Origin of the sequence: Streptomyces sp. NPDC079020, from assembly GCF_044542225.1 — a bacterium.
Lineage (GTDB): Bacteria > Actinomycetota > Actinomycetes > Streptomycetales > Streptomycetaceae > Streptomyces.
Map to the genome: position 1 here is coordinate 1 of NZ_JBITUB010000044.1, position 1,501 is coordinate 1,501.

1 pseudogene is annotated in these 1,501 nt (G+C 68.5%); it reads right to left on the reverse strand.

Annotated features, from left to right (window positions below):
• Positions 1-9 precede the first annotated feature (9 nt).
• Positions 10-1,501, reverse strand: a pseudogene (locus ACIGJO_RS35740) (ISAzo13 family transposase); the annotation flags it as partial.

A 1,501-nucleotide genomic window follows, 5' to 3' on the forward strand; every position in this document is an offset into this window, starting at 1 on the left:
CGTAAAGAATCAACACGTTGGTTTGGTCTCTGTCGTGAGGGTCGCGCCGTGTGCGGTGGCGTGGACGAGGAGTCCTGCCAGGGTGCTGAGGTGTGCTGCTGGGGGCTGGGGTGTGTGCGCGTGCTGGTCCATCAGTCGTCGGATCTCGCTGCTGGTGTGGCGGATGGTGTCCTTGCTGACGGCGAAGAGGTGGGCCAGCACGGTAGGCGGCAGAGCGAGGTTCTGTTGCAGCACGGTGGCCAGGACCCGGTCGGCCAGGTCGAGTTTGGCTTTGCGGCCGCCGCCCGGGGCCCGGCGCCGGGTGCCGCCGTCGCGTCGGGTGGCCGGGTCCTGTTTCTGCAGCGCCTGCCAGCCAGGGGTCAGGGTCTCGGTCAGCTCGGCCAGTGCGGTGCAGGTCATGCCGGTCAGCGCGGGATGTGACAGGGCACCGCGGTCGAAGACCGCCGCCGGCCCGGGCGTCGGCCTGGTGGGGTCTGCCGGGCTGGCGGGGTGGGGGTGCACGGTGTAGTTCCAGTCGCCGTGGAAGGCATGTCCGGTGACCGGCGCCGCGTTCAGCTCGGTGTCGCTGACCTTCACACCGGTGGGATAGGTGCGGTGTCGAGTTCGGCGTGGACGGTGAGACCGGTGCGGGTGGTGGTCGCGGCGATGGACTGCACGACGACCTCGTGGCTGTTCAGCGCTCTGCCGCGCCAGTTCATGGTGATCGCGGAGAACAGCCGATGCTCCACCTTGTTCCACTTCGATGTGCCCGGCGGCATGTGGCAGACCGTGACGGCCAGGCCGGTCCGGGCGGCGAACGCGGCCAACTCGGTCTTGAAGGCCCGGGTGCGGTAGCCGTTGGAGCCGCCGGCATCGGCAGTGATCAACAGACGTCTGGCCTGCGGGTAGTCGAGGCGTCCTTGCCCGTTCCACCAACGGCGGATCGATTCGACCGCGAAGGCTGCGGTGTCGTGATCCGTACCGACATTCACCCAGCCGGTGTCCGCCGCCAGATCGTAGATGCCATAAGGCAGGGCCTTGCCCAGTGCATCGCCGGGGAAGTCATGGACGTCAACCCGCACGGGTTCACCGGCCGGCCGCCATTGACGTCCCGCATTCTTGAAATCCCCGACGACTTCCTTCCTTTTCGTGTCCACACTGACCACCGGCTCGCCCTCCGCCTGATGGTCCTTGACCTGGCCGTTGATGTACCGGAACTGCGCGTCCCGGTCGGGGTGCTGAGCGCCCTCAAGGGTCTTGGCATTGGCCTGCAGACTGAAACCGTTCTCCCGCAGCAGCCTGCCCACGGTCGGCGCCGACGCGGTATGGCCCTGCCGCGTCAGCTCCCCGGCCAGAGACCGCAGCGACTTGGTCGTCCACCGCAGCGGCGACATCGGATCGCCCCGCTCATCCGGCTCGACCAGCGCCAGCAACGCCGGAACGAGCAGCCGGTCAAGCTTCTCGGCGCTCTTGCGACCGCCGCCGTCCCGGCGGACCCGGCCATCGGGCAGTGGGTCCTCAC